Below are 24,281 nucleotides of genomic sequence, written 5' to 3'. Positions count from 1 at the left end.
CGATGCTCGGGGACCCAGAATCCAGGTTTGCCGAGCCCAGAACAAGCGGATGGCCCCAACCGACGTCGTTCATTGATCAGGATTCTCGTACGGTCAGCAGACTGCGGCCGTGGACCGTGGTGGGGCCCACTCGGCCCGAATCGCGGAACCCGAGCTTTTCCAGGACCCGTCGGGACGCGACATTCCAGTCCCATACGCTCGCCCACAACCGTCGGTAGCCAGCCTGCCCCGCCCAGGTGATCACGGCCCGGCTCGCCTCGGTCGCGTAACCGCGGTTGTGGACCGCGCGCAGCAACTCGAAGGCCAGTTCGGGCTCGTCGGGCGCCCCTTCCGCATTGAAGACCAGCCCGCAGTACCCGATGACATCGGCCGTGTCCTTCCGCTCGACAGCCAGGAGACCCGGCGCTGTGTGCTCCTCGCGGATCCGTGTGGCTATGTCCGCTTCGCTCGGGCGCCCCTCAGCATCGATCTGCCGGTGCGGTGGCACGCGCACATCGCGCTCGGTCCACAACTGACGAAGGATGGCGGCATCGGACACCGTCTGGCGTCGCAGCAAGAGGCGATCGGTGTCCAGCGTGGTCAGTACGGGCACCGGTGGCATGCCGCCATTGTCTCAGCGCCCGCTATGCCGGCTGCCGCGCGACCGCGGCGTTCTTCGCCCACCTCGATCGGCTCGGGCGCGACCACCGCGGTCCGAGTAATTGACTCGATCGCCCCCGCGTCGGCCGCCACGATGGACGGATGGACAACCCGACCCCGATCGACCTCGCGACCTGGCCCCGGCGCCAGCACTTCGAGCATTACCTCCACGCGGTGCCGTGCACGTACTCGATGACGGTCGAACTCGACGTGACCGAGTTCGTCAGGGCGCTGCGGGACTCTCCCCGGCGGACGTACGTCGCCCAGATCTGGGCGCTCGGCACGATCGTCAACCGGCGCGAGGAGTTCCGGATGTGCCTGACCGAGTCCGACGCTCCCGCGACCTGGCCGGTGCTGCACCCCTCGTTCACCATCTTCAATACCGAGCGGGAGACGTTCTCCAGCGTCTGGGCTCCCTACGACGCGGACTTCGGCATCTTCCATGACGGCGCGGCGGGTCTGCTCGACCGGTACCGCGACAGCACCGAGTTCTTCCCGCAGGGCGGCCAGCCGCCGAACACCTTCGACGTGTCGAGCCTGCCCTGGGCCTCGTTCACCGGCTTCAACCTCAACATCCGGGACGTCTGGCGCCACCTCGCGCCGATCTTCACACTCGGGCGCTACCAGGAGGACGACGGGCGCGTGTTCCTGCCGCTCTCGCTGCAGGTTCACCATGCCGCGGCGGACGGCTTCCATTCGGCCCGGTTCGTGAACGAGCTGCAGGCCCTGCTCGCGGACCCGGCCTGGGTCTAGACGAACCTGGGTCTGGATGGGCCTGGGTCCGGACGAACGTCGGCCTAGACGAACCTGATCGCCGACCGCAGCTGCGGACGCAGCGCGAACATCGCCTCCTCGGACGGGCGCGGTACGGCGGGGTGGCCGCCGGTGATCAGCCGGGCCAGCCCGCGGGCCCGGACGGCCAGCCGTGGTGTGCCGCGGCGGCGGACCAGGACCCAGTCCGCGTCCTCGGCCAGTGCGTCGTCGGGCAGCACCACGAGCAGCGCGTCGAACCGGGTCCGCCAGGACTTCGCGACCTTAGCCCGGCGCTCCAGGGCGGCCATCGGGTGCTCGCCGGCGGGGAAGCCGGTGCTGACCAGGTCGCCGCGGCGCGCCGTGACCGGGGCGCCCCAGTCCTCGGACTGGATCGCCCACAGGCCGGTCGGCCCGAGTACGACGTGGTCGATCTTCGCCGGGTCCGTGGCCGGGGCGTCGGCGTCCCGGGCCCAGCCGCCGCTGCCGGCGCCGGTGGCCACGTCGTTCCAGACCGTGAAGGCGGAACTGAGGTCGCCGAGGGTGCGCGCGGTGCGCTCCTCGGCGAGCGCGTCGGCGAGTGCGTGCTGGATCTCCCGGGGGGCCCGGGCGACGAGGTCCGGGGCGTACGGGTCGTCGATCGCGACGCCGCGCCCCACCCACTCCCGCAGCAGGGTCAGGTAGCGCTCGCGGGACCAGCCGCCGGGATGGCCATAGGTACGCGCCCGCGACGGCACGTTCGTGCTGCCCCGGCTCGAGCCGGCCGTCCAGACGGGTCCGCCACCGCCATACACGCCGCCGGTGCCGGACGAGCCAGCGGTGCGGGACGTGCCACCGGTGCGGGCGGCGCCGCCGGTTCCCGAGGCACCGCCGGCCTGCGACCAGCCAGCGGCCTGTGGGCCGGTGCCGGACGTGCGGGCGGAGGCAGGTCCGGACGGACGCGACCCGTTCGATCCGGGTCCGCCCGCCGCGGCGCCACCCGGCCGGTTCACGCGGTCGTACCGCGCCCGGTGCGCGGGCGTGCCGACCTGCTCCCACGCCGTTTGCACCTCGTGGAAGAGTTCCGGGTCCCCGCCGACATCCGGGTGGGACTCGCGCAGCCGTCGCCGGTAGGCGCGCCGCAGTTCCTCGGTGGACGCACCGGCGTCAACACCGAGCACCTCGTAGGGCGTGGCCCCGAGGGAGCGTTCGGTCATCAGGGCCTTCGGCGGGTGGGTGGTTGCTGCGGTCAAGACTAGCCCGCGCCGCTGGGAGTCCCCTGGGAGTCGCATGTGCGAACCTGAACCGCGTGAACTGGCAGCAGGTGGATCGGGCGGAACTCCTCGAGCGCAGCGGGAACGACCCCTACGTGCGGTGGGCGACGCCCACGGACGTGATCGCCGCGGCCGGCGAGCACGGCTGGGCTTGCGTGGCGCCCTGGCGCCCGAGCGGGCATTGGGGCGGCGGCGCGAGCGCGGCGCGCAGATCGAGTGGTTCTCGACGGCGGCCGGTCGCGAACTGCAGGCGCCGTCACCGCTGACTGTGGCCGGGTCCGGCCGCTGGGACTTCCTGTGGACCGAGGTGCCGCCAGACGAACGGGCGAGCGCCGCCGTCGACCTCCTCGAACTTGACGACACCGCGGACGCCGCCCGGATCGAGGTGTTCGCCCGCTCGCACAACCCGGGCTTCGAGGGCTTCCCCGGCCGGGGCTTCGCAACCCTCTGGCTCGGTGCCGCCGACGACCACGGTGACCTGATCGCAGTCGGCTCCCTCCACGAGCTCGCTTCCGGCGCACCGCACCTGGCCGGCATCGTCGTCCACACCGACCACCGTGGCCGCGGCATCGGACGGGCACTCACTGCCGCGCTGACCCGCCGCGCTATCGAGGCTGTTGGCGTCGCGACCCTGGGCGTCTACAGCGACAACGCCGCGGCTCTGGCCGTCTACGCCGGTCTGGGATATCGCAGTGCGCACCGCTTCGAGACGCGCTCGCTGGTGATGCTGGACCGCGGGCCGTAGCACGCCGAGCGGAGTCGTCGGTGCGCATCACGACCGGCCGGTCCGCCCGGCGCAGCTTGAGGGAGGTTGGGATCTGCGGGACCCAAACCGGCGTCAGAAGGTCGGCTCGTCGGGGAAGGTGAGGGGTGGTCCGGTCGCGTCGGGGCTCCGGGCTCGGGTCGGGTTGGGGTTGTCCTGGTGGGCGCGTTCGCGGATCGCGGTGCGGATGTCGTGGAGGGTGTCGGCTCCGTCGGAGCGGTCGGGTAGATAGCCGGCCCGGTAGGAGACACGTCGGTGGTGGCGTTCCCAGGGTGGGAGTTCGTCGAGGAGGCCCTTGAGGGCTCGGGCGACCTGGGTCGCGGAGAGCCCGGGGATCGGCTTGTCGGGTTCGCGGCGGTAGGTGTGCCCCGTGGTCGTGGAGGTCCAGACCGAGGTGCCGGTCTCGGGTTCGCGGCGCACCGTCCAGAGTCCGCGGGTCTTGAGCTGGTGGTGGTGTTTGCAGCGTGCGCTGAGGTTGAGGTTGGTGGTCTGGGCCCAGGCGGGCAGGGCGGGGTCGAAGGCGACGATGTGGTCGATCTCGCCACGCCAGGAGGGCATGGCGCAGCCGAGGAACTGGCAGGTCCGATCTCGTTCGAGCACGAGCCGGCGCAGTTCGGCTGAGGGCGGGTAGGAGTCTGCGGCGATGATGCCGAGTTCCTCGCGCAGCAGGGTGACGGGGCTGCGGCCGTCGGGCGGCTGTGCGCTGACCCAGCGCATCAGGTCGAGTGGGTTGGCGAGATCCAGGCCCTCGCCCGGATGCAGTCCCGACACTGACACCGGCGCGGGTGCTGCCCCAGCGCGCGAGGGCACATCGGGGGTTGCCACCGAGCCGGGCTGGTGCACTGCCGGGTCGGCCGGGTCCGCCGGCTCGGCTGGTGCGTCGGCGGGTTCGGCCCCCGCTCGAGCGGCCGCGGCCGCGGTCTCCGATCGTCGCTCGACTTCGGCCGACGCCGACTGTGAGCAACCCCCGTCTCTGGCCTCGGTGCGCTCGGGGATTGCGCTGCCGTCGACGTGGTCGACGCCGTCAGTGGGGTCGGTGGGCTCGGTGCCGTCGGTGGACTCGGTGGGGCGGCCGCCGTCGGTGGGGTCGGTCGGGTCGGTGCCGTCGGTCGGGCCGCCGTTGTCGTCGGTGGGGTGGGTCGGGTCGGTGTCGTCGTCGCTGCCTTCGCCGCCGCCGTCGTCGTCGTCGGTCGGGTCGGTGGGCTCGGTGCCGTCGGTGGGCTCGATGGGGCAGCCGCCGTCGGTGGGGTGGGTCGGGTCGGCGTGGTCGGCTGGTTTGGCGTGGGGTAGGTGCCCGGTCGCTGGTGACATCCGCTGCGGGTCGGCGCCGCCGATGTAGGCGCCGGTGTCGGGGTCGACGGTGATGGTGCTGGAGGTTGCCTGGGAGGCGATGGCGCGGGCGATCGTGGCAGGGATCGGCCCGTAGCCCTCAAGTTGGGCGGCGTTGTCGTCGTCGCCGTCGAGGGTCGATTGAGCGACCGTGATGAACAGGTGTGGTCGGGCGCCTTGGCGGCTCGGCAGGGCGTTGCCGTCGGGGGTGTGGCCGGTGGCCAGGACCTCGCGGGCGAGATCGGTCAGGGCGTCGGCGCGGCGGGCACCGATCGGGCGGTCGTCCCCGGGGGCCTGGGTACCGGCGATCTGGTCGAGGGCGGTGAAGATCGTGATCGCGTCGTCGGCGGGTAGATACGCCGAGAGCCAGGCCATGCCGTCGGCATCGGCCTTGACGAGCACCTGCCGGTCCTTGCGGGCCTTGGTGTGGCGGGCCTCGGCCTGGGGACCGTCGATCTCGATCACGGCCCGCTTGGCGCGGGTCTCGATCTGGCGCCACGTCAGGTGGCCGGCCCCGGGCAGCACGGCCCGGTGCACGCCACGGGCCCGGAGGTGGTCCAGGGTGATGGTCGCATCGATGAGGACGTCGGCGCGCCGGGTATCGATGCGCCCGGCCGCCAGGGCGTCGAAGACCTCGGGGGCCTGTTCGAGGTTCTGGGCGCGGGCGACCATGGCCTGCGCGGCGGTGTTGGTGACCGCCAGGCGTGCCGAGACCTCGACGCCGAGCTCGTTGCGTTCGAGGTGGTGCATCGCTCGGCGTTGGGCGAGTTCGTTGATCGCGGCGGCCTGGCGGGCGGCGGCCCAGGACTTCATCCGCTCGGCGGCCGCGATGACCTCGATCAGCTCCTCATCGAGCAGATCGTCGGTACCGAGCTCATCCAACAGGGTCGCGAGCGGCGCCCCGGCGGGCGTGATCTCCAGGGCGTGGGCCTCTTCGGACCACTGATACGGCATCGGCGCCGGCCCGATGTACTGGTCACCGATCAGTTTCGGGTCGCCCGGGACCTGCCACGGCTCGAGCTCCAGCGTCGAGCGCCGCCGTCGGTTGCGCCCGCGGACCGGGAACGGCGCCATCGGCAAGAACGGCGCGTCGGGGTCGGGGAGCGAATGCATCCCCTGACCCCGCGCGCCCTCACCGGTCATGAAACAAACGTACGACAAACCACTGACATCCGCTGCAGCGCCAACCCAAGTGTGGATAACCGCGGAGCAGAGAGAACGAGTGCCTTACGCCCGGGTCACCAGGCGTCGAGGTGCCGGTGGTGCGCCCCCTCGGGCGGGGTGTAGTCGGCGTGCCGGCCGGGCGTGAGGTAGGTGCGGGCGAACTTCAGCGACGCGGCGACGTCCTCGTGCCGCTCCGCGGCCGAGTTCGCGCGGCGGGTCGAGATCTCCACGCAGACGTCACCCGACCAGCCGCTGCTGACCAGGTCCGAGAGCAGCTCCCGGGCCGGCTGGGTGCCCCGGCCGGGCACCAGGTGCTCGTCCATCATCGAGGCGGTGCCGTCGGCGAGGTGGATGTGCCGCAGGCGCGGCCCGAACTGCCGCGCGAGGGCGCGGCTGTCCTGGCGCGCGACGGCGGCGTGGGACAGGTCCAGGGTGACGTGGTCGTAGTCGTGTTCGGTGGGGTCCCAGCCGGGCAGGTAGGCCCGCACCATCTCCCGCCTGCGGTTGCGCCAGGGGTACATGTTCTCGACGGCGACGACCACGCCGGTCGCCTCGGACAGCGCTCGGACGTGATCGACGAATCCGCGGGAGTAGCGGCGCTGCCACCTGAACGGTGGGTGCACCACCACGACCTCCGCGCCGACCTCGAGTGCGAGGTCAACGGAGCGCTCGAGCTTCGGGCCCGGTAGCCGGCCCCAGATGCCCTGGCTGAGCACGAGCGACGGTGCGTGGATGCTGGTCACCGGTTGTCCGTGATCGGCCGCGAGCCGGTTCAGGGCCTTCGCGTCCTTCGTGGTCGTGTCGGGCAGCACCATGATCTCGAGGCCGTCATAGCCGAGTTCGGCAGCGATCTCGAACGCGAACGGGGCCTTGCGCGGGTAGACGCTGATGTTGGAGAGGGTGACGCGGATCCGTGGTTCCTTCGCGCCTCCGGCACCTGCCGGCTCGGTCACGGTCGCCTCGCCCATGGGCAGCAGCGTAGGCCTTGCGGCTGGGCGTCGCCTGAGATGCGCCTGGCTCAGCCCTGCAGCGCCCACGCCTCGGAAGCCACCAGCCGGTGCCGCGCCGCATCGCCGCCGATCCGTTCGATCTCCGCCCGCGGGCCGGCCACCACGAGCAGGCTGCGCGCCCGCGACAGGCCGGTGTACAGCATCGAGCGGGCGCGCTCGGCGTCCCGGAACCCGTTCGCCGCGAGCACCACGACAGGTCGCTCCAGGCCCTTGAAGTTGAGCACGTGGCCGTAGAAGACGTCGGTCCCGTCGAAGAAGTCGTCCCAGTAGGTGTCATGCCCGACGGCGTCGATCCGGTTCACCTGTTCCAGATGCCTTGTCCTGGTGGTCAGCAGGGCGACGTCGCCCGGGTCCCAGCCCTCGTCAAGGAGGGCCTCGACCGCGTCGTCCGCGGCCTCGACGGCGTCCTCGGCCGGCACGTCGATGAGCCGCACCGGGGCGCCCGCGCCGCCGCGCGGCGTGATCCGCCGATCGCTGACGGAGCCGCTCAGCTGCGCGATCGGTTTCGTGGAGCGCAGGTTCTCGTCGAGTTCGAACGGGGGCAGGTCGATGGGGCCGGTGCCGCCGGGCGCGAAGACCCGCTGGCCGGCGTCGCCGAACAGGAACAGGCCGCCGTGGGCTGGGTCCCTCAGACAACGGAGCAGCGAGGTCCACCAGAGGTCCCCGAAGTCCTGGGCCTCGTCCACGACGACGGAGTCGAAGAGGTCCGACGGCGGTTGTCGCGTCGCGAGGTCGGCGAGCGCGAGCGGCAGGCGCCGCTCCCAGTAGTCGGCGTCGTCGTCGGTGCCGGGCTCGGCACCCCAGCGCAGCGGCAGATCGTGGAAGAGCCCCACGTAGGCCGGGCGCTGGCCGCGCGGCCAGGTGTTCGTGACGCGCTGGAGGTAGCGGCCGAGCCCGCGCGAGTAACACAGAAGGGCGACGCGCTCGCCCGCCCGCGCACGCCGTCGGGCCTGTTCCAGAGCCAGCCACGTCTTGCCGCACCCGGCTCCACCCACCACTTGGAAGCGCTGGTGCCCGGCGACGATGCGCAGGATGCCGACCTGGTCCTGGGTGAGCAGATCCAGCCGGTCGAGCTCGGCCCGCGCGCCTCCCCGAGGATGTCGACCTGGGCGCCCAGCTGCCCGGCGAGCACGTCGTAGAGGTCCTGGGCGTCCACCTCGTCGAGGCCGCGCTCGCCCTGTCCGTGGGTGACGATCGCGTGGCGCACGTGTGCGGCGACCCCGGCGACGTCATCGCGGTCGATGATCATCGACCGGGGGCAGTCGGTGGTCTCGAAATCCTGCGCGAATCGCGTGTGCGGGAATGCGACCAGGTGCGCAGTCCGTGCCCGCCCGGCGCCGATGCCGCGTCGGCGCAGTTTCTCCTGGAGCACGTGCCGGGCGTCCTGGACCTGACGCAGCGGGTTCATCCGGTGTGAGTCGGTGGGCGAGCCCTGGTGCCAGCCCTGCTCGTTGTGCCAGACGGTGCCGCCCTTGACCTCGATCGCGGCGATGCCGACGCCCGGCCAGAGCACCAGCAGGTCGATCTCCCGCTCGGTGCTCTCCTCGAGCAGATTCACCGAGTGCAGCAGCGTGGCGTCCTCGGGCAGTTGCTCGGCGAGCGCTCGCCAGAGCACCTCCTCGGCCGTGTTCCGTCCGAAGTCCGGTTCCGCGGGCCACAGGATCGCCATGGGTTCAGTTCTATCGCCAGACCGACGGCGGCGCTGGCGGAACGGTGGGGTGTCCTTGGGGTAGGAATGGACCATGACCGACGACATCCAGGCCCGCCTCGCCGCGATCGAGCGCCACATCGACGCGCTCTACAACCAGGCCGGCCTGCAGGCGCCCTACTCCCTTCAGGGCTGGGGCGCGGGGGGCGGTCTCTCGCCGCGAGTGGCCGACCTGATGGCCCGCGGCAAGAAGATCGAGGCCATCAAGGTCTACCGCGAGGAGACCGGCGTCGGCCTCAAAGAGGCGAAGGACGCCGTCGAGCGCTTCGAGCGCTGAGGTAGGGCGCGCGACGCCGCGGGTGCCCTCAGAGCAGACCCGCCCCGCTTGCGACCGTCAGCGCTTCCGCACGGCTGGACACGCCCAACTTCTGATAGGCCGCACGCAGGTGGGTCTTGACCGTGTTGAGCGACAGGTAGACGGCGTCGGCGAGCTCCTTCTGGGACTGGAAGGACGCCAGCCCACGCAGCATCAGCAACTCCTGGTTGGTCAGGCGCACGACTGTGATCTCGCTTGGGAACATGGGCCGCTCCAGCGGGCACCGCTCGGCGTCACGGGCTGTCGCCCCGACCAGAGCGTGCAGGGCCTGGCGATCGGACTCGGCCAAGCCCGCCAGGGGTAGGCGCGCTTCTGTTGACCGAACGGTCTCCTGCACCAGCACGAACGCCTCGCGCGCGTGGCGAGACTTGCCACTGCGCACGGCCGCGGTGGCCTGCACCACGAGTCCTTCCAGCCGGATACGCGAGGTGTGCGTGACGTCGGTGACCTCGGCGGCGAGCCGCGCGGCCTCGTCGGGGCGGCCTGCCAGCAGTTCGAGGCGAGCCCGGGTCGCCGTCACGATCGGGTCCGGGGCGACGCGGTTGAGCCGGGCCAGCGCCTGGTCACCACGCCCGAGGGAGAGCAGCAGATCGACCTCGGCGGCCGCGAGCAACGGCCTCATGGTGCTGGCCGGCCCGAGACGCTGCGCGTAGCGATCGGTGTCGCGCTGCAGCCAGGACAGCGCCCGGTGCCGGTCTCCCCAGACCAGACCGTGCCGTGCGTGCAGGAAGGTGAGCACCGGCCCCCAGCTCTGCTCGACGTTCACGCCCTGCTCCAGCCGCGACAGCGCCTCCTCGGCACCATCGTTGTCCAGCGCCTCGATCGCGACCAGCGCGCGTGCGAGGTCACCGGTGAACAGGACCCGCTCGGTGTGCGGGGACGAGGTGGACGGGATCTCGTCATGGCGGGCCAGCCACCGACGCGCGATGTCGAGGTCGCCGCAGATCGCGTTGAACAGCGCGAGGTTCCCAGCCGCTCCCTTGGCCACGTAGTCGGAGCGCCCGTAGGGGGACCGCTCGTACGCGCTCTGCAGCATCGGAACCGCACCCGGGATGTCGCCGGCGAGGGCGCGGGTGATACCCGCTTGCAGGAGGGCGAGCGGGTGGCGGACACGCCGCGCCGCAGGGACTGTCGCCTCCACGAGGTGGCCGAGTGTCTCGACCCGGCGGGCGTGCTCGAGCGCCTCGGCATATCGGCCGCCGATCCGCGCGGCGATCATGTGGACGGATGTGAGCGTGAGGTCGTTCAGTGCCTGGTGGCGGGCATCCGGGTGGTTCAGCGAACCGGCGAACTCCATTGGAGGAGTCGGCGCTTCTGCCGGCACGACATGCTGCGGCTCGATACTGGTGGAGAGCCAGATCTCACGAACCGCCGCGACCCCACGTACCGTGCGCACCGATTCGAGGGGAAGCACCTCGAAGGCTGCGTCGAGATCCACGGGGAACTCCTCGATCAGCATCCCCCAGGTGCTGCCGATGATCCGCGCGGCCTCGGACCATCTCTCGGCGGCGAGCGCCTCCCGTAGCGCGGTGACGGGATTGGCCGCGGTCTGCGCCGAGGCATCCGGCGGCGTGGCACGCCGGGATTCGGCAGGTGGATCGTACAAAGACATGCTGCCCCCTCGGCAAGCCCGTGCGCTCGATCGTTGGACGGTGCGCCCCTCCAGGTAGCCGGGTGCGGTGTTGAGTCGCTTGCCGCACGCACGGCGCCGGTCGCGCTCCGTGGTCCAAGACTGAGATTAGGGCATCCAACGGGAGAGGCCCCGCGCACGTCCATATAGTGCGCGGGGCCCCTGCGGGCAGATCAGCGGGGGAGCACCTCATCCGCGCCGCGCCTGCTGTGACGAAGGAACACGAGTGCTCCTCCCATCAGCAGCAGCACCACGGCGGCCAGCGCGAACACCCACGCGGCCTGGCTGCCTGTCGTCGGGAGGGCCGCCCCCGGCGCCTCCGACCCGGACTCGGTGGTCGAGGGATCCGACGTGATCGGATCACCGCCGCCGTCACTGTCGCCAGCGCCCTCACCGGGCGGCGTGGCGGTGGCCGTTGCCGTGTTCGACAGCGAGCCACCCGTCAGATCCGCCTCCTGCACCGTGTACGTCGCCGTGCAGACGACCTCCTCACCGGGGAGCACCGCGTCCTCCGGGCAGATGACCGCGGACACGTCGCCCGCGCCGGAGAAGGTGCCCTCCGTGATGGCGACCCCAGTGAGCGTCACGTTCCCGGTGTTGGTGGCCAGGAAGCTGTACGTCACGATCTGGCCGACCGTGGTGACCGTCTGCACGTCCGAGGTCTTGACCAGGGTCAAGCCCGGTGCGTGCGGTGCGTCGATGTCCACTCGAGACGGCGGCGAGTCCACCGGCGGGACGTCGACCCCCGGCGGCGTACCCACCGCGGTGGCCGCGTTGCTCAGCAACCCGGCATCGACATCCGCCTGCGTTGCGACGTAGGTCGCCTCGCAGGTGGCCGACTCCGCAGGCGCCAGCACGTCGGCGGGGCAGACGATCTCGCCGAGCTCGCCGGTGCCGGAGAACTCGCTGTCCGCGATCGAGAGGTCGTCGAGGGTGACGTTGCCGGTGTTGGTGACCAGGAAGCTGAACAGCACCTGGTCCCCGGCATTCGCGATCCGGTCCACGTCGGCGGTCTTGACGAGGGTGAGGCCTGGCGCGGACGGGACGTCCACCTCGATCTCCGACGGCGGAGCCTCCACCGGAGTGCCGCCGCCCGTGGTCGTGTCGGGAGGCGTGGCCGTGGCCGTGGCCACGTTGGTCACGCCGCCGGCGTCCACGTCCTCCTGCGTGACCTCGTACGTCGCCGTGCAGGTGACGTCCTCGCCCGGGGCCAGGGTGTTGGTCGGGCACTCGATCTCGGACAGTTCTCCGGTCCCCGAGAACTCGCCCTCGACCGGCACCACATCCGACAGTGTCACGTTGCCGGTGTTCGTCACCAGGAAGCCGTACGTGATCACGTCGCCGGCGGCGGCCACCGAGGTCGGGCTCGAGGTCTTCACGACACTGAGACCGGGGGCGGGCTCGCTGCCGACCGTGGTCTCGGACGGCGGGGACGTCACCGGTACGTCGGAGCCCGGCGGGTTACCGGTCGCCGTGGCCACGTTGGTGACGCCACCGGCGTCGACATCGGCCTGAGTCAGCTCGTACGTCGCCGTGCAGGTGGTCTGCGCCGCGGGAGCCAGCGTGGTCGTCGGGCAGACGATCTCGGACAGCTCCCCGGTGCCGGTGAAGTCCTGCTCCTGGACGGCGATGCCGTCGAGCGTGACGTTGCCGGTGTTGATCACCAGGAAGCTGTAGGTGACCTCCGCGCCCGCGTTGTCGACCGAGGCCGGGGTCGCGGTCTTCACCACGCTCAGCGACGGGTTCGGCGGCAGCTCCACATCCACGTTGGAGGGAGGCGAGCCGAACTCGTCGTCCGAGGGCGTATGACCGGTGACGATCGCCGCGTTGTGCAGCGCACCCGCGTCCACATCGGACTGGGTCAGCGTGTACGTGGCTGTGCAGGTCGTGGTCGCCTCGGGCGCCAGCGTGGTGGCGGGGCAGGCGATGGCGGACAGGTCACCGGAGCCGGTGAAGTCCTGCTCCTGGATGGCGATCTCGTCGACTGTCACGTTGCCTGTGTTGGTCACCAGGAACGAGTACGTGACGGTATTGCCGACTGCTGCCCCGACGGGCGCCGCGGACTTCGTCACGGTCAGCGACGGGTCCTGCGGCGTGTCCACCGTGACGGTCGACGGCGGGGTCTCGGTGACGTCGCCGCCGCCCGGAGGTGTGCCGCCACCGACCGCGGTGTTCATCACACCCCCGGCATCGACGTCCGCCTGGGTGAGTGTGTAGGTGGCCGAGCAGGTGATGCTCGTGGCCGGGGCGAGCGTCGTCTCGGGGCAGGAGATCGTGGACAGGTCACCCGATCCGGAGAACGCCGTCTCGTCGACGTGCACGTCGACCAGGGTCACGTTCCCGGTGTTGGTCAGGGTGAACCAGTACTCGATCGTGGTTCCGACGACGGAGGCCTCGGTCGGGGTCGCCGACTTGGTCAGGGTCATCGCCGGCGAGTCTGGCGTCTCCACGGTCACCGAGGACGGCGGTGAGCCGATCGGGTCACCGCCGCCGGGCGGGGTGCCGGTGGCGATTGCGGTGTTGGTGACGCCGTCCGCGTCGACGTCGGCCTGGGTGAGCGTGTAGGTGGCCGAGCAGGTGGTGCTCGCGGTCGGGGCGAGGGTCGTCTCGGGGCACTCGATCGCCGACAGGTCGCCGCTGCCGCTGAAGGCACCTTCGACGATGGTCACGTTCGTGAGGGTGGAGCCACCGGTGTTGGTGACCGTGAACCAGTACTCGACCTGGTCGCCGACGGCGCCGCTGGAGGTGGGCGTCGCGCTCTTGACCAGCGTCAGCGCGTCGTCGGGGTCGTCCTCGTAGTCGAAGGTCGACGGCGGCGACGTGGTCGGCGGGCTCAGTGGCGGCGTGCCGGTGACCGTGGCGGTGTTGGTGACACCGCCGGCGTCGACGTCGGCCTGGGTGAGCGTGTACTCAGCCGTGCAGGTGGTGGTCGCTGCCGGCGCGAGCGTCGTCGCCGGGCACGCGATCGCGCCCAGATCGCCGGTGCCGGTGAAGTCGCCCTCGTTGACGGTGATGTCGGTGAGCTCGGTGTCGCCGGTGTTCGTCACGAGGAAGCTGTACGCGAGCGGGCTGCCGGCGGCGAAGACCGCCCCGTCGGCGAGCACGGCCGACTTGACCACGGAGACACCCGGCGCGTAAACGGGGCTCGTTGTGACCGTCGAGGTGTTGTTGTCCGGAATCGGGTCGTTCTCGTTGCCCGTGAGCGTCACGGTGTTGGTGATCGGGTCGGTGCTGGCCGCTGTTGTGCCCGTCACCTCGAACCAGCGCACGTCCCCTGGCTGCGTAATGCCGAATGCGCACGTCATGAGGTTGCCGACGAAGGAGCACTCGGTGTTCGGGCTGGACAGGTTCGAGAGCGAGGCCGGCAGCTCGTCCTGGAAGTAGAACCCGGACGAGGCGACATCGCTGTTGTTGGTGACTGCGAAGTCAAAGGTGATGGGGTCGCCGGGCGAGTACGCACCCCGTACGGACTTGTCGATCGCGAGGTCTACATCGGGGCCCGGGTTGCTTGTCGCGTCGTTGTTCGACTGCGGCGTCGGGCCGTTGACCGTCGAGAGGATCGTGAAGGTCGGGTTCGCCGAGGTCGCGTTCGTGATGCCGAGCTGGATCACGTCGCCCGAGTCGTTGGCGGAGAGCCCGAGGTTCCCGTTGCCGTAGACCCACTGCCCGCCGTAGGTGACCGCGGGCACGTTCGTCTCCCAGGAGGCGGCCGCTCCGGAGTCGAGATCAATTCGCCAGATCCGGCTGTCGTTGCCCATCCCCCAGAGGTAGCCCTCCAGGACCACGAGGTCGGAGGTGTTCGGTACCTCTTCGCTGAGCGTGATCGGGGTGGCCACGCGCGTGGTGAGGTCGATCGCGTAGACCATGCCGAGGTCGAGCGTGCCACGCACATACAGCGTGTCGACGCCATCGTCACCTTCGCCGAACGTTCCTTGTTGGTAGTACGAGTCGACGCTCAATCCGGTGATCGTGCCCAGGTCGGTGACGGCACCGCCCTGCCCGATACGCAGCAGCTGCTGGGTGTCCTGTTGCACGCCATAGAGGTAGTTGTCGGCGGTGTTGTAGCCGATGGCGTTGTAGCCGACGGCCGCCGTGCCCTCGGCGACGAAGGTGAGGTCGGCACCGACCTGCTCCGCCCGGTAGAGCGTCGTCGGTCGATCCTGCGCCAGGAACACCGCTGCCACATCAGGATCGAACGGGTCGCCGTCGGCCGCGTTGGCTGCGTTGGTCGTCGTGAGCGCTCCTGCCGCGGTCAGTGCGGTCGCGGCCAGCGCGACGGCGAGCGTTCCATGCAGCATGCGGGACAGGAACCCGCTGCCAGGCCCTCGAGACCTCCGCATCGGTGTCGCGGTCCTGCGACGCCGCTCGTCGCGCGCTGAACGCACACGTGTGTTACTCATGGATGTGTCCTCCCCGTTACTCCAATGGACGAAGACGCCGATGGCTCGCTCCAGGCGGCTCGTCACGACGTCCACGCCAGCGAATCGGTCCGAGCAGGGGGCGAGCAATCGTTATGGGGGGATCTCACCCGCAATCTCACCCGTGGCGCGGCCGCGAGCGTGAGTCTCGCCGTCGAGGCCGCCCAGGGACCCGCCGGGCACCACTGAGGGTGGTTCGAACTATCCGGGCCCGATCATGGTCGTCATCGAGCGAGTCCTACGCACGGCTGTGACCACGACTGTGGTCGGGACCCGATCGGGCTCAGTAGGCGTCGAGCAGGGACAGGAGGGCGTCGCCGACCTGCTCGATCTCCTCGGCGCTGGCGGTCAGGTCCGGCTTGACCAGCAGCACCGACGCGTAGACACCCTCGACGCATCCCTGAGCCGTGAGGCCCTGCGGGTCGGCAGCGCTGGGAATGATCCGCACCGTGTAGTTCGTGTCTTCGGGCTGACCGTCGGCGACCAGCATGAGCGAGAAGATCTCGCAGGCTCGGGTGGGATCGATCTCCTCGCCGGCCTCGATGTCGGCCATGAGTTCCTCGATGTTGACCAAGGTCTCCTCCGCGACCATCTCGACCACCTCGGGACGCTCGAGAAGATCCTCGAGGACCGCCGGCATCTGGGTGGCCCAGAGTTCGGCTGCGACCAGGATCACCTGTACGCCCGTACTGTTGAGATCGCCCCACACGCAGGCCGGAATCCCGTTCACGTCGTGGGGCCGCGGCTCCAACTGGACCCCGGCCAGAGCTGCGATCGCCTCAGCACCCGGTTGCGCACACTGGTCCGGGGTGCCCGGGCTCGGCTCCTGCGTTGCGTCCGCGGTCGGCTCGGACGACTCGGTTGCTGGGCTCTGCGTGGTGGTCGACTCCGCCCCAGCGGCATTCGACCGCGTCGAGACCAGATCGGGCTCGGGCTGCGCGCAGCCCGCCAACGTGAGCATGAGGAGACAGACGGTTGCGACGCTCACGCCAGCACGATTCATGCGCGGATCTCAGCACTCCGGGCCTCCCGGCGTCAAGGTCTGGTGGCAGATGACAGGATGACCGGATGGGACGGGGTGGGGCCGAGGAGTTCGTTCTCGACTTCGATGAGCCCGACTCCGACCAGGCTGGCGACCCGGAAGCAGTACCGCCGCCCCGTCGGCGCCGGGACGGCCCCGACCTGCCACGCCCGGCGGCGCTCTGGTCCGGTGTCGCGGTCCTCCTTGTGGTGACCGGGATCCTGGTCGCGCCACCGCCGCCCGGTCCGAGCTGGGGTGTGAGCCCCGGTTGGTCGAGCGCGCCGGTACGGCAATGGACGGTGCCGCTGGCAGGCCCGGCCGATGACCTCACGTGGATGACGGTCGAGGATGACCAGGTACTGATCGGGGGTGCGGATCGCCTCGATGCCTATGACCGCGCGGATGGCAGTCATCGTTGGTCCGTCGTCGACGTGGCGCGGTGCGCGCTCGCGGACTCGATGGTGGTGTGCGTGGCCGGGACGGGGGCAGAAGCGACGGTGTCGGTGGTCGACAGCGGCGGGGCGGTTCGGGAGGTGGCCCTACCGGGGACGGTCGCCGCCACGCTGAACGGTGGTGACCTCGTGGTGCTCGCCGAGGACGCGGCCGGCGACTATGTGCTCACCGTGCACGTCGGAATCGATCCGGATCAGGTGCGCTGGACCACGTCGGTTGCTGCCCGCCGTGACGTGTTCGGCGATACCCCGCCGAGTGTCCGGTCCTGGGACGACCTGGTGCTCGTCGGCACCGGTGACTTGTATCGCGCCAGGAGCGGGGAGCAGATCCCCGGCTCGTGGTCGTGGCTCTGGCTCGACGACAAGCCGCTGGTCAACTGGCGAGACGACCAGGCACAGGCGATCCTGCCCGGCACCGCGGAGGTGGTCGGCCTGCCCGGGCTCGGCGTTCCGGCCATGATCGATGATGGCTCACCGCCGTCGGTGACGATCGTGCAGTCCGAGGACTTCACCACCATGGAGGCAAGGACTGCGGACGGGGAGGTGCTTTGGGACGCGCCTCTGGGGTGGGCGTTGGTCCGTCTCGGAGATGCCATCCTCATGTCCGACTCGGAGACCCGCGCGCGCGACGTCCGCACCGGGGAGTGGCTCTGGTCGTTCCCGGGCTTCGTCACGTGTCCATGCCGAGGGGATGCCTCCGGCCTTCTGCTCTTCTCGTACGAATTCGACCAGGCGTCCGAGAGCGGCGGACTGACGGACGTCCGGCTGCTCGGCCTGCGCATTGCCGACGGCGAGGTCCTCTGGGAGGTGCCTCTCGCCGACGATGCCCTGGTGGCCGATGCGGACAACGCCTTCGCCGTCCTCGCCGACGAGCAACTCACGCTGTACTCGCGGACCTGACTCGAACTCTCCGAACGTGGTCGGGTCGGCGTTTCAGGGTTCGACGGGGACGCCGAGGTCGTGTGCGGCCGGCTGGCCGCCCACACGAGCGAAGCCCTCGCGTGGCTCCTCGATGATCGGTTCGCCCTGCATCGCGTGACCGATGCTCGACGGCGTCGCTCACCTCAGCGTGGCGCCGTCGCCAATGAGCCCCGAAGCACAAGTGCTGTCGGCAGCACGGTGGGCTCTGGCGGTGGTCCGCCCCGATGCTCCAGGGCCAGAGAGACCGCTAGTCGACCCATCTCCTCGTACGGGACGGCGACGGAGCTCAGGGGTGGCTGCATGTCCAGTGCGGCCGGCACGTCATCGAACCCGATGACCGAAACCTCCTCGGGCACCGCGATGCCGCGGGCGTGCAGCGCAGCGAGCACCCCCGAGGCCGTCGCGTCAGAGCCTGCGAACACGGCGGTGAACTCCCTGCCGGTGTCCAGCGCTCGCTCCGTGGCGGCCCGGCCGGCGTCCCGGGAGAACTCGCTGGCCGCGATCAGTGACTCGTCGATCTCGGCGCCCCACTCCGCGTACGCGCGCCGATAGCCGGCCAACCGGGTAGCGGCGGTGCTGTATCCGACGGCACCGGGCAGCGCGAGGATCCGACGGTGGCCACGATCGAGCAAGGCCGTGGTGGCGTCGAACGCCCCCTGCTCGTTCTGGTAGTTGAGGACGAGGGCGTCGGGCGCATGTCCGTCCAGCGCTGGCCGGCCGCACAGCACGAGCCGGGAACCGACCGACGCGAGGAGGCGCTCGTAGGAGTCCATCTGCTCGCGGTAGGAGGCAAGGTCCCACGCCCCGCCGACGAGGATGACGGCGACGGCGCGGTGCTCGCGCATGAGCCGTACCTGCGCCTCCTCGCGTGCGGGGTCGGCATCGGTCGTTCCGACCACGCAGAGGCGACCGCGCTCAGCGGCCTCGCGCTCTGCGCCGCGGGCGAGCGCAGCGAAGGAGGCCCCCATGATGTCGCCGATGAGCACCGCTATCGGGCCGTCCGCCGCACCCTTCAGGGCACGTGCGTGTGCGTTCATGGTGAAGTCAAGTTTGCGGGCGGCCGCCTCCACCCGCTCGCGGGTGTCAGGCATGACCGGCCGGTCCCCCGAGTAGACGCGCGAGACGGTCGCGATCGAGACGCCGGCTTCGGCTGCGACATCCCGGATCGTGGGCAGCCTCGCGCCGTGCTGCCTGCGCGCCTCTTTCCCCGCCATGCGGCCTCCCTCGTGGTGTGTCCGGTCTTGACAGTAGGCCGGAACAAGCTCGATGATACCGTTTACCTGATGATGTAAACGGTTACCTACGAAGCGTGGCGACCGTTCATCCCGCGGTAATGAGGCTGGTGCCCGCAAGGGCCGGGAAGGAACAACGTGGAGGCCGTCCAGGCACCCGATCGTCCGCAGACGACCGCGATCTTCGCTGTCGCCGGCACGGACGATCGTTCAGCCGGAAGCCCGCGACGCTTCCACGACGAGACGCAGGGCGTCGAGCGCGGGGATGCCTCGGGCACGCCCGACCGACCGCGTGCCCTGGTGGTGATGAGCCCGCCGCACCTGGCCGAGCTGATCTTCGCAGGCGGTCTGGCAGCCGACCTGGCGCTGCTGGTCGAAATCCCCGGTGGTGCCGTCCTGGACCGCTTCGACTCGCCGGCAGCCGAGTCCGCGCTCGCCGAAGCACAGATCCTGATCACCGGCTGGGGTTGCCCACCGATCACGCCGCAGGTCCTGGGAGCCGCGCCCCGGCTGCGTGCGATCGTGCACGCCGGCGGTTCGGCGGCACAGTTGCTCACCGAACCGGAAGGTGCCCGGGCACTGCTCCTGAGTAATGCGGGTGAGCCGAACGCGCTGCCCGTGGCCGAGTATGCGGTCGCGATGATCCTGCTGGCAGGCAAGGACGCGACGGGCGCCGAGCGGCTCTACCGCGAGCGCCGCACCCACCTCGATCGCGAGATCGAGTTCGCGCATACGGGCAACTTCCGCCGCACCGTCGGTGTGGTCGGTGCGTCCCGGGTCGGCCGGCGGGTGCTGCGGCTCCTCCGCGAGTTCGACCTGGAGGTGCTACTGCACGATCCGTACGTCGACGCCGGTCAGCTCGGGGTCGAGGGTGTCCCGCTGGACGAGCTGATGCGCAGGAGTGACGTCGTCACGCTGCACCAGCCGGTCACGCCGGAGACGATCGGCATGATCGGCTCGGACGAACTCGCGCTGCTGCGCGACGGGGCAACGCTCATCAACACCGCACGCGGCGAGGTGCTCGATCAGGACGCACTGCTCGCCGAGTTGCGGGGCGGACGGCTACGGGCCGTTCTGGACGTCACCACTCCCGACCCGCTGCCCCCCGAACACCCGCTGTGGGACGTCCCGAACCTCACCCTCACCCCACACATCGCGGGCTCGACCGGCAGCGAGCTCCGTCGGCTCGGACAGCACGTCGTCGACGAGGTGACCCGCCTCGTCGCCGGGCGGCTCCCGCTCGTCCTCGAGCACGGAGACCAGCGATGACCGGCGCCACCGGAGGGGATCCGATGACCGCGACGACGGGAAGGCCCACGGCGACGACTGGACGACCGACCGCGACCGGCCAGACGGAGCCGGCCACCCCGGCCGCCGCCAACCGACGTGGGGTGCCGGCACGCCGTCGCCGTGGCGTGCAGTGGCGCCGCAAGGACTACGGACTGGTGATCCTGGCCGCCCCGGCGATCGTCTTCTTCCTGGTCTTCGCCTACGGTCCGATGGCCGGCCTGGTGGTGGCGTTCCAGGACTTCAACATCAAGGACGGCGTGTTCGGTTCCCCGTGGGCCGGCCTGTCCAACTTCGAGTTCTTCTTCACGTCCGGGCAGATGGCCCGCATCCTGCGCAACACACTGGTCCTGAACGCACTGTTCCTGGCGGCCACCCTCGGAGCCGGCGTGCTCCTCGCCCTGATGCTGAACGAGATCCGGGGCACCCTCCTGCGGCGCGGGCTGCAGTCGGCGGTCTTCATCCCCTACTTCGTCTCACCGATCGTGATCAGCATCTTCCTGCAGGCGTTCCTGGCGGGTGTGGGTGGCCGCGGCGGGATCGTGAACGACGCCCTCAACGTGTTCTCCCTGCCGTCGGTGTCCTGGTACACCGAGCCCGGACCGTGGCCGTGGATCTTGACGATCGTCAAGGTCTGGCAGCTCGGCGGGTACTTCTCGGTGATCTTCCTGGCCGCCATCACCTCCATCCCGGAGGAGGTCTACGAGGCAGGCGTCATCGATGGTGCGTCCCGGGCACAGATGGCCTGGCGCATCACCCTGCCACTGCTGAAGCCGACGGGAGCGGTGCTGCTGCTGCTCGGCGTGGGCCGCATCTTCTACGGCGACTTCGGTCTGATCTACGCCATCGTCGGGGACAACGGGATCCTCTTCGCCACCACCGACGTGATCGACACCTACGTGTTCCGCGCCCTGCGCACGTACGGCGACTTCGGCACGACCGCCGCGATCGGGTTGTTCCAGTCGGTCGTCGGCTTCGTGCTCGTCATGATCGCGCTGGGCGTGCAGCGCCGGTACTCGAAGGAGAGTTCGATCCTGTGACCACCACGACGCACACCGCCCCGACCGGCCCGGCCGCAACCCGCGCCCTGCCGGACGGGTCCGCCCAAGGTGCGCCCCGCCGTCGGGCCCGGCGCCCCATGGAGGCGTTCACCGCCGTCAGTTACGTCGGCGCGAGCGTGTTCGGGCTCGCCGCGGTCATCCCGTTCTGGATGGTCCTCGCCGGCTCCCTGACGGCGGAGTCCGCCCTCTCCCAACGCGGCTACTCGTTCTGGCCGTCGCCGTTCTCGACGGCGGCCTATGAGGCGATCTTCTCCGGCAGCCGGGTGTGGCTCGCCTATGGCGCCACGCTGTTCATCACCGTCATCGGCACCGCGATGGCGGTCGCCGCCACCTCCGGGCTCGCCTGGGTGATCTCGCGCGGGCTGCCCCGGCTGAGCCGCGGTCTGGCGGTCTTCTCCTACATCCCGATGCTCTTCAGCGGTGGCCTGGTGCCGCTGTACATCCTGGTCACCCAGGTACTCGGCCTGCGCAACTCGCTGTTCGCCGTGATCCTGCCGCTCGTCGTGGCGCCATTCCTGGTCTTCGTGCAGGTCAGCTTCTTCCGGGGCATCCCCGGCGAGATCCTCGACTCCGCACGGGTCGACGGCGCCGGGGAACTGAGGATCTTCTTCCAGATCGTGCTCCCGCTCTCGAAGCCGGTGCTCGCCGTGATCGCGCTGTTCTACGCGGTCACGTTCTGGAACGACTGGTTCCACGCGCTGCTGTTCATCAGCGACTCGAACATCTATCCGCTGCAGCTCGTGCTGCACAACATGATCTCGAACCTCTCCATGGCCCAGGATCTCGCCGGCGCGGGGGCCGCGCCGCTCTACCAGATCCGGCTCGCGATGACCGTCGCGACCATCGGGCCGATCCTCCTCGCCTACCCGTTCGCGCAGCGGTACTTCGTCAAGGGCCTCACCCTCGGCGCCACCAAGGGCTGAACCCGTACCTCCGAGATTTCCCTCCCCCATAGAAAGGCAAGACCATGGCAGCGATCAATGATGCTGGGCTGTCCCGGCGCTCCTTCCTCCTCGGCACCGCGGGGCTCGGCGCCGTCGGCGCACTCGCGGCCTGCGGCGACGGAAGCGGCGGGGGTGGATCGACCTCCGGCGGCAGTCTCAGCCTGCTGCTTCCCGGCGACGTCCCTCCGGAATGGGACCGGGTCCTCGGTGCAGTGAACGAGAAGCTCGAGGCCGATCTCGGTTTCACCATCGCACCGGAGTTCATCGCCTGGTCCAACTACGCGGCCCAGTCGCTGCTGAAGTTCACGGCCGGGGAGGACTTCGACACAGCTCTCAGCGCTCGCTGGCTGAACATCGCCCAGCTCGTGGAGTCGGGCGCGATCGTCGGGCTCGACGGTGCATTCGCGAGCGGCGACTACCCCGAACTGCAGGTGACGGTGGCCCAGGACGCCTTCGACGCCAACCGCTGGCCGGACGGCGCCGTGTACGGGATCCCCGCCGTCAACAGCGCCGCCCGCCTGCACCACTACACGCTCCGCGCCGACCTGGTGGACAGCTACGCCGGCGGATCGATCGATTCCTTCGACCAGCTCGAACAGTTCTGGTACGACGTGCACCAGCGCGAGGGCATCCCGGGCTTCATCCGCGGTGGCGCCAGTCCCTGGCTCGTGCTCGGCGGCCCGACCGGGGTGTTCTTCCCCGAGGGCTGGGAGGACCCGAGCGTCATCCCGGTGTTCTTCTCCTCCGACTCGCTGTTCTTCGTGCCAGCCGCGGACGCCGCGAGCACCGGATCGAGCGACCTGGTGCCGTTCTGGGAGCACCAGCCGTACGTCGACGCGCTGCGCCGGGTGCGTCAGTACTACGAGGACGGCATCATCAACGCCGACATGCTCAACATCGACACGGCGACGGCGAAGGGACAGTTCACCAGTGGCGGCGCGGCGTCGGTGTGGGCGATCACGGACGGCACGTCCACGTCCTCCCAGCTGCCCGAACTGAGCGCAGCCGTGCCGGGCGCATCCCTGATGAACGTGATGCCGTTCGCTGATGGGCTGGCCGCGCGCCCGAATCAGACGTTCCAGGCGGACAACATGGTGGTCCTGAACGCCTCGGGCAGCGACAACACCCGGGCTCTACAGCTCCTCGACTGGGTCTCGAAGCAGGAGAACCACGACCTGCTGCAGTACGGGATCGAGGGGACCGACTGGGAACTGGTGGACGGCGACCGATACCGCCAGCTCGGCACCTACGCCAACTTCCCCGGCTACGCGCTCAGCTGGCGGGTGGATCGCGAGCGCAAGGCCGCGGACATGTCCGACTCAGAGGACGAACTGTTCACGTGGTCCCAGGACTACAACAACTTCGAGCGCGACCCGTTCTCCTCGTTCATCCCCGATCTCGGCCCCGTGGAGACCGAGCACAGCCAGATCACCGCAGCGATCGCCGAGTTCGGCTTGCCCCTGTGGGCGGGTGCCAAGGACGTGGACCCAGGCCTCGACGAGCTGAAGCGAGCCATGGAGACGGCCGGCTACGAGAAGGTCCTGGACGAACTGCGCACGCAGGCTGACGCGTATCTGGCCGATCAGGGCTGATGGAGGTCGCTGTCAGCGACGGAAGTTCGGTCCTGACGGAGCGGGCCCGTGTCCGCTGATCTGCCGCGCATACTCTTCGTCCACGGCTGGGGCGGCTCCGCGCGGTCCTGGGACCCGATCCGACAGGCGCTGTCCTGGCAACGAGGGTCCGCGGCCATCGACCTCCCCGGCCACGCCGGCGCGGCCGGGGTGCCCACCGTCCCGGGTGCGGTTGCGTCCGTCCTGGCGGCACTGGAGTCGGACGGCCCGGCGATCCTGGTGGGGCATTCGCTCGGTGGTCAGGTCACGGCGCTCGCCCACGTCACACGGCCCGACCTCGTCGTCGCCGAGGTCGTGATCGACCCCGCATACGGGCATCCCGACGGCGACCGGGCCGCACTGGAGGAGTGGGCGGGTGCGATCGAGAAGGCACCGTCGGCCACCGTCGAGACGTTCGTCGAGGGGGCGTTCGGACCCTCGACACCGACGGACGTCCGCACCGCGGTCCTCGACGACCTGCACGGATGCGACCCCGCAGCGTTCGTCACGTACCTCCGCTCGGAATACCTGGACCCCGATGCGATCGGTCTCGAATCGGCGAGCGTCGGCGTGCTGGCTCGACGCACCCGGCCGACCCTCGCCGTCTACTCCACGGCGACGGCGGCCGCGTTCGACCGGCGGACGGGTGCAACGGACATCCTGGTGTGGCCCGGCCACGGGCACTACCTCCACCTCGAGGACCCGGCCCGGTTCGCCGGCGACCTGAGAAGTTGGCTCGACACCCTGGGCTCGATCGCGCCGAGTCGATGACA

At 70.2% G+C, this 24,281-nt stretch carries 19 protein-coding genes; 9 read left to right on the top strand and 10 right to left on the bottom strand.

Going from position 1 to position 24,281, the window contains the following annotated elements; translation table 11 throughout:
• Positions 1–76 precede the first annotated feature (76 nt).
• Entirely contained in the window at positions 77–601 is a 525-nt protein-coding gene (locus tag KCQ71_RS25280; RefSeq protein ID WP_223411464.1) for a GNAT family N-acetyltransferase, read from the bottom strand.
• A 140-nt stretch (positions 602–741) separates the two neighbouring features.
• Between KCQ71_RS25280 and catA the strand changes: the two genes are divergently transcribed.
• Complete coding sequence (gene catA / locus KCQ71_RS25275; protein ID WP_223411463.1) at positions 742–1,392, top strand: type A chloramphenicol O-acetyltransferase; 651 nt, start codon at positions 742–744, stop codon at positions 1,390–1,392.
• A 44-nt stretch (positions 1,393–1,436) separates the two neighbouring features.
• Here the strand turns inward: catA and KCQ71_RS25270 are convergent, their stop codons facing one another.
• The gene (locus KCQ71_RS25270) at positions 1,437–2,585 is read right to left on the bottom strand and encodes a DnaJ domain-containing protein (protein WP_223411462.1); all 1,149 of its coding nucleotides are present in this window, start codon (positions 2,583–2,585) and stop codon (positions 1,437–1,439) included.
• A 208-nt stretch (positions 2,586–2,793) separates the two neighbouring features.
• On the opposite strand from KCQ71_RS25270, the gene KCQ71_RS25265 reads away from it, so the two are divergent.
• A complete protein-coding gene (locus tag KCQ71_RS25265; RefSeq protein ID WP_223411461.1) occupies positions 2,794–3,387 on the top strand; it encodes a GNAT family N-acetyltransferase in 594 nt (197 codons plus the stop codon).
• A gap of 93 nt (positions 3,388–3,480) precedes the next feature.
• On the opposite strand, the gene KCQ71_RS25260 is transcribed toward KCQ71_RS25265, so the two are convergent.
• The 4 genes from KCQ71_RS25260 to KCQ71_RS27950 all read right to left on the bottom strand — a co-directional run bounded on the left by KCQ71_RS25260 (position 3,481) and on the right by KCQ71_RS27950 (position 8,577).
• Positions 3,481–5,877, bottom strand: coding sequence for an HNH endonuclease signature motif containing protein (locus KCQ71_RS25260; RefSeq protein ID WP_223411460.1), 2,397 nt, complete (start codon positions 5,875–5,877; stop codon positions 3,481–3,483).
• A 95-nt stretch (positions 5,878–5,972) separates the two neighbouring features.
• Positions 5,973–6,866 (bottom strand): sugar phosphate isomerase/epimerase family protein, encoded by an 894-nt coding sequence (locus KCQ71_RS25255; protein WP_223411459.1) that lies wholly within the window; start codon positions 6,864–6,866, stop codon positions 5,973–5,975.
• A gap of 50 nt (positions 6,867–6,916) precedes the next feature.
• Positions 6,917–7,594 (bottom strand): ATP-binding domain-containing protein, encoded by a 678-nt coding sequence (locus KCQ71_RS25250; RefSeq protein WP_372454113.1) that lies wholly within the window; start codon positions 7,592–7,594, stop codon positions 6,917–6,919.
• Positions 7,537–8,577, bottom strand: a complete 1,041-nt coding sequence (locus KCQ71_RS27950) for a nuclease-related domain-containing protein (RefSeq protein ID WP_372454112.1) — start codon at positions 8,575–8,577, stop codon at positions 7,537–7,539. The genes KCQ71_RS25250 and KCQ71_RS27950 overlap by 58 nt, the downstream gene beginning before the upstream one ends.
• A gap of 73 nt (positions 8,578–8,650) precedes the next feature.
• On the opposite strand from KCQ71_RS27950, the gene KCQ71_RS25240 reads away from it, so the two are divergent.
• Entirely contained in the window at positions 8,651–8,893 is a 243-nt protein-coding gene (locus KCQ71_RS25240; protein WP_223411457.1) for a ribosomal protein L7/L12, read from the top strand.
• Positions 8,894–8,921: 28 nt separating this feature from the next.
• Here KCQ71_RS25240 and KCQ71_RS25235 read toward each other — a convergent pair whose 3' ends face one another.
• From KCQ71_RS25235 to KCQ71_RS25225, 3 genes are all read right to left on the bottom strand, one after another.
• Positions 8,922–10,544, bottom strand: coding sequence for a LuxR C-terminal-related transcriptional regulator (locus tag KCQ71_RS25235; RefSeq protein ID WP_223411456.1), 1,623 nt, complete (start codon positions 10,542–10,544; stop codon positions 8,922–8,924).
• Positions 10,545–10,735: 191 nt separating this feature from the next.
• On the bottom strand, positions 10,736–14,860 hold the full coding sequence (locus tag KCQ71_RS25230) for a DUF11 domain-containing protein (RefSeq protein WP_223411455.1): 4,125 nt from the start codon (positions 14,858–14,860) through the stop codon (positions 10,736–10,738).
• 403 nt (positions 14,861–15,263) lie between these two features.
• Positions 15,264–15,968, bottom strand: a complete 705-nt coding sequence (locus KCQ71_RS25225; RefSeq protein WP_223411454.1) for a hypothetical protein — start codon at positions 15,966–15,968, stop codon at positions 15,264–15,266.
• Positions 15,969–16,048: 80 nt separating this feature from the next.
• On the opposite strand from KCQ71_RS25225, the gene KCQ71_RS25220 reads away from it, so the two are divergent.
• Entirely contained in the window at positions 16,049–17,353 is a 1,305-nt protein-coding gene (locus tag KCQ71_RS25220; protein WP_223411453.1) for a hypothetical protein, read from the top strand.
• 164 nt (positions 17,354–17,517) lie between these two features.
• Here KCQ71_RS25220 and KCQ71_RS25215 read toward each other — a convergent pair whose 3' ends face one another.
• On the bottom strand, positions 17,518–18,588 hold the full coding sequence (locus KCQ71_RS25215; protein ID WP_223411452.1) for a LacI family DNA-binding transcriptional regulator: 1,071 nt from the start codon (positions 18,586–18,588) through the stop codon (positions 17,518–17,520).
• Between the two features lie 156 nt (positions 18,589–18,744).
• Between KCQ71_RS25215 and KCQ71_RS27825 the strand changes: the two genes are divergently transcribed.
• The 5 genes from KCQ71_RS27825 to KCQ71_RS25190 are packed head-to-tail and all read left to right on the top strand — an operon-like array spanning position 18,745 to position 24,279.
• On the top strand, positions 18,745–19,875 hold the full coding sequence (locus KCQ71_RS27825; RefSeq protein ID WP_223411451.1) for a hydroxyacid dehydrogenase: 1,131 nt from the start codon (positions 18,745–18,747) through the stop codon (positions 19,873–19,875).
• 23 nt (positions 19,876–19,898) lie between these two features.
• Positions 19,899–20,933 (top strand): ABC transporter permease, encoded by a 1,035-nt coding sequence (locus tag KCQ71_RS25205; protein WP_223411450.1) that lies wholly within the window; start codon positions 19,899–19,901, stop codon positions 20,931–20,933.
• A complete protein-coding gene (locus KCQ71_RS27820; RefSeq protein ID WP_223411449.1) occupies positions 20,930–21,877 on the top strand; it encodes a carbohydrate ABC transporter permease in 948 nt (315 codons plus the stop codon). The genes KCQ71_RS25205 and KCQ71_RS27820 overlap by 4 nt, the downstream gene beginning before the upstream one ends.
• 44 nt (positions 21,878–21,921) lie before the next feature.
• Entirely contained in the window at positions 21,922–23,490 is a 1,569-nt protein-coding gene (locus tag KCQ71_RS25195; RefSeq protein ID WP_223411448.1) for a DUF3502 domain-containing protein, read from the top strand.
• A gap of 48 nt (positions 23,491–23,538) precedes the next feature.
• A complete protein-coding gene (locus KCQ71_RS25190) occupies positions 23,539–24,279 on the top strand; it encodes an alpha/beta fold hydrolase (RefSeq protein ID WP_223411447.1) in 741 nt (246 codons plus the stop codon).
• The last annotated feature ends 2 nt before the right edge of the window (positions 24,280–24,281 follow it).

The organism is Occultella gossypii (genome assembly GCF_019947135.1).
Lineage (GTDB): Bacteria > Actinomycetota > Actinomycetes > Actinomycetales > Beutenbergiaceae > Occultella > Occultella gossypii.
The sequence above is the reverse complement of the archived record's forward strand: the minus strand, read 5'-3'. Positions and strand labels throughout refer to the sequence as shown.

What these genes read in the sequence shown, in the direction of transcription:
- KCQ71_RS25215 (WP_223411452.1), bottom strand. Translation starts at nt 18,588, where the DNA reads ATGGCGGGGAAAGAGGCGCGCAGGCAGCACGGCGCGAGGCTGCCCACG.
- KCQ71_RS25195 (WP_223411448.1), top strand. Translation starts at nt 21,922, where the DNA reads ATGGCAGCGATCAATGATGCTGGGCTGTCCCGGCGCTCCTTCCTCCTC.
- catA (WP_223411463.1), top strand. Translation starts at nt 742, where the DNA reads ATGGACAACCCGACCCCGATCGACCTCGCGACCTGGCCCCGGCGCCAG.
- KCQ71_RS25235 (WP_223411456.1), bottom strand. Translation starts at nt 10,544, where the DNA reads ATGTCTTTGTACGATCCACCTGCCGAATCCCGGCGTGCCACGCCGCCG.
- KCQ71_RS25255 (WP_223411459.1), bottom strand. Translation starts at nt 6,866, where the DNA reads ATGGGCGAGGCGACCGTGACCGAGCCGGCAGGTGCCGGAGGCGCGAAG.
- KCQ71_RS25220 (WP_223411453.1), top strand. Translation starts at nt 16,049, where the DNA reads ATGGGACGGGGTGGGGCCGAGGAGTTCGTTCTCGACTTCGATGAGCCC.
- KCQ71_RS25240 (WP_223411457.1), top strand. Translation starts at nt 8,651, where the DNA reads ATGACCGACGACATCCAGGCCCGCCTCGCCGCGATCGAGCGCCACATC.
- KCQ71_RS25270 (WP_223411462.1), bottom strand. Translation starts at nt 2,585, where the DNA reads ATGACCGAACGCTCCCTCGGGGCCACGCCCTACGAGGTGCTCGGTGTT.
- KCQ71_RS25205 (WP_223411450.1), top strand. Translation starts at nt 19,899, where the DNA reads ATGACCGCGACGACGGGAAGGCCCACGGCGACGACTGGACGACCGACC.
- KCQ71_RS25280 (WP_223411464.1), bottom strand. Translation starts at nt 601, where the DNA reads ATGCCACCGGTGCCCGTACTGACCACGCTGGACACCGATCGCCTCTTG.
- KCQ71_RS25260 (WP_223411460.1), bottom strand. Translation starts at nt 5,877, where the DNA reads ATGACCGGTGAGGGCGCGCGGGGTCAGGGGATGCATTCGCTCCCCGAC.
- KCQ71_RS25230 (WP_223411455.1), bottom strand. Translation starts at nt 14,860, where the DNA reads ATGCTGCATGGAACGCTCGCCGTCGCGCTGGCCGCGACCGCACTGACC.
- KCQ71_RS27950 (WP_372454112.1), bottom strand. Translation starts at nt 8,577, where the DNA reads ATGGCGATCCTGTGGCCCGCGGAACCGGACTTCGGACGGAACACGGCC.